Annotated in this window: 3 protein-coding genes; all 3 read right to left on the bottom strand. The window is 43.5% G+C overall.

Features of this window, described 5'->3' with window-relative positions; all coding sequences use genetic code 11:
• Window positions 1–319 precede the first annotated feature (319 nt).
• Window positions 320–685, bottom strand: a complete 366-nt coding sequence (locus tag ISF27_RS13030) for an ACT domain-containing protein (RefSeq protein ID WP_194611898.1) — start codon at window positions 683–685, stop codon at window positions 320–322.
• A 230-nt stretch (window positions 686–915) separates the two neighbouring features.
• The gene (locus ISF27_RS13035) at window positions 916–1482 is read right to left on the bottom strand and encodes a hypothetical protein (RefSeq protein WP_407926098.1); all 567 of its coding nucleotides are present in this window, start codon (window positions 1480–1482) and stop codon (window positions 916–918) included.
• Between the two features lie 175 nt (window positions 1483–1657).
• Window positions 1658–2644 (bottom strand): NADH:flavin oxidoreductase, encoded by a 987-nt coding sequence (locus tag ISF27_RS13040; protein ID WP_194611899.1) that lies wholly within the window; start codon window positions 2642–2644, stop codon window positions 1658–1660.
• Between the last annotated feature and the right edge of the window lie 122 nt (window positions 2645–2766).

Consider the following 2766-nt stretch of genomic DNA (forward strand, 5'->3'; position numbering starts at 1 on the left):
TATTATCCAATATATTATCTATAGAAAGTAAAGAGGTGGGCTATCATCCTCACGGTTGAAACCGTGGGTTTTCTCGCCCACATGGGTTATAAGTTCCATTTCACAGGAAGCCATGGCTGAAACTCGACAACCATCTCAAGCCCGGGCTCCCGATTGATATCGGGGCATAATCCCGCATACGCAAAAATGTCCCTGAACCATGATGACTTAGAGGCATTTTTACTATTCCTTTAATCAAACTGGAGCAGAGCGATCAACAGATCCGGTTTCTCTGCTCCTTCATTTTTATTGGCTTGGTGTGTATTATACAGACCGGAATTCATACTATTTTGTATCCCTTGAAAGCCAATATTTCCAACGCTCTCTCGAAGTTTTCTTCTTTCACAAGAATGTAATCTGTGTTATATGTTGAAACAGCGAAAATCCCTATCTGATTCTCTGCGAGGATACCGGACAGTTTTGACAGAATTCCAACCAACGAAAAGTCGAGAATGCCTTGTATACGGAAGCCTCTCCATCCATCATCACGCTCAATCGTGTTTTGCGGCGTATCCTCTGTTTTACATACTAACGATAATTCTTCATCCGTCTTTCCAATAAAATAGAAATCAGTATCCATGTTAATATTCGATACCTCAGTCACTTTACAGACCGTAAGTTTATGGTCGATCGTCTTCAATTCCATCTAAAATGCCCTCCCTACAAATATCAAGTTGTCGTTCTGACATCTATCTCACAGCCACAGCTCCCCAACATCTAACTCGGCAACTCAACATAGTGACATCTATCGTGGCAACTCAACTCTCACACTTTTGAGCTGATTTGCCCTTTGATGAGTTACCGAGAAGCGTTTTTCCTGCCCGATGCCGAATTTGCCCGATTACCCGAAAACCGCAGTATACTAATCTTTCGCGGCTATTTTTCTTCGACCCTTGACATCAATGCTACCGTCTCGACGGTATTACCTTTTTCCCACAAGAGTTCCTTGATCTCCTGTCCATCGCGATAAACAGGAAAATTGAACTCTATGGACTTCAAAGGCTGTTCTGCTTCGTCGTGGGGATAAATCTGGATTTCTTTGATGAGATAAGATATGATAGCTTTTCTTTCTTCGTCACTTATTGTAGCATACAGTTCCCCGAAATTCTTCATAATCTTAAAAAGGTTCTCCAAAGAGATTGCCTCGGTTTCAACTGCGGCCCGTCTTAATCTTGCATCTTCGATCCGTGTTTCCAGATCGACAATAACCTCGTATAGACCATCAAGGCGCAATGTCATATCATGAATTTTTCGCTCACGGTATTTAGCATCAGCAGGGAGGGAGTCGATTTCCTGTTCCAGCCGGGTCTTGTTCAAATCAACTTCTCTCAACTTGTTCTCATAGTTAGCAATCTCTCTGTCGATTTTGCTTGTATCAATCTGATGTCCAATGCGTTTCTTGATTTCTTTTACAAAGAACTCGTCCCGGACAAGTTCTTTCACCGCTTCAATGACAAGCGGTTCAATATCCGTTTTTCTGAGAGATGCCTTTTAATCACAATGCTGTCCACGCTCTTGTTTATTTCTTCCGAAAATTATTTTTTCAAATAAAGACGAGAACAGTACTTTCCAACCTCCAAAAGAGGAGAGACACTTTTTTCATTCCTTTTTAGCTGTATCACAACGCATCTGCCCAATGCGGGTTTTTCAGTAATTCGCGTCCAACTCCAATCAGATCAGCAGCTCCAGATTTCAGGAGCTTTTCTGCATCATCTTTTGTCTTGACGCCTCCTGTCAGCATGACGGGGATGGTTACGGCTTTCTTGATAGCAGAAGACATATCCTGAAAATATCCCGGCTCAGTATGCCCTTTTCTTGAATAACGACACATCCCGCCAGAAACATTGATCATATCCACGCCTGCTTTTTCCAGCACCTTTGCTGCATATACACTGTCTTCGATTGTACTTCCTCCGTCCATATAATCGCAGCCGCCCAAACGGACGGAGATGGGGTAGTTATTACCAACGGCATCTCTGACAGCCTCAATTACTTCTCTGTGCAACCTTAATCTGTTGTCCAAAGTGCCACCATACTCATCATTTCTGTGATTTGTCAACGGCGAATAAAACTGATTCAGCAGGTAAGCGTGCGCGGAATGAATCTCAATACCGTCATACCCGGATTCTTTTGCCCGCACCGCCGCTTTTGCGAAACATTCCACAATTTCGGCAATCTGCCTCTTTGTCAGCTCGTCCGGAGCAGTTCCGTCGCCCATCATCGGAGTTGACGGAAGGACTATTCTGCTTGCCGAAACAGCTTTCAGACCAGTCACGGAACTAGGTGCGGCGGAACCGGCATGATTAAGTTGAGCCATAGCTTTTGTCCCGCTCTGATGAATGACATCGGTCAGCTTTCGCAAGCCGTCTATATCATCATCACTTGAAATGGAGAGCTGCTTTGCTTTTGCCTTTCCCTGCTTCATAATATAGCTGTGTTCGGTGATGATCATTCCGAGATTCCCGCTCTTTGCCCTTTCCCCGTAATAATCCAACATCGTATCCGTAACTTTCCCATCCTCCGTACTTTGATAAGTGGCAACCGGGGGCATAATGATTCGGCTGTTCAGTTCCATCGTGCCAACTTGTATCGACTGTTTCATCATAATAAAGCACCAACCTTTCTTTATTAATTATCGCCGATTGTAAAATGAAGTTGGACATCTGAATAAAATAAAGATCCATGGCAGGATCTTTGGTAGAATGTAAGTCACCACAACAAACTTTC

The organism is Clostridium vitabionis (assembly GCF_015351765.1).
Classification (GTDB): domain Bacteria; phylum Bacillota; class Clostridia; order Lachnospirales; family Lachnospiraceae; genus Clostridium_R; species Clostridium_R vitabionis.